We start from the raw sequence: 312 nt of genomic DNA, 5'->3' as shown, positions 1-312 counted from the left end.
TACCGGTGTAACTGGGGCGACTGGTGAACCTGGAGCTACTGGCGTTACTGGTTCTACTGGTTCTACTGGTTCTACTGGTTCTACTGGTTCTACTGGCGCTACTGGTGTTACTGGCGGTACTGGCGGTACTGGTTCTACAGGTGTAACTGGGGCGACTGGGGACATCGGATCGACTGGCGTTACCGGTTCGACTGGAGCGACTGGTTCTACCGGTGTAACTGGGGCGACTGGTGAACCTGGAGCTACTGGCGTTACTGGTTCTACTGGTTCTACTGGTTCTACTGGTTCTACTGGTTCTACTGGTTCTACTGG

General features: G+C 54.5%; 1 pseudogene. It reads left to right on the top strand.

The features are described from left to right. Nucleotides 1-312: pseudogene (locus tag ACQKOF_RS24995) on the top strand (hypothetical protein); the annotation flags it as partial.

This window comes from Lysinibacillus sp. NPDC093190 (assembly GCF_050280425.1).
Classification (GTDB): domain Bacteria; phylum Bacillota; class Bacilli; order Bacillales_A; family Planococcaceae; genus Lysinibacillus.
Note: the sequence above shows the minus strand (reverse complement) of the source record. Positions and strands in the feature narration are given on the sequence as shown.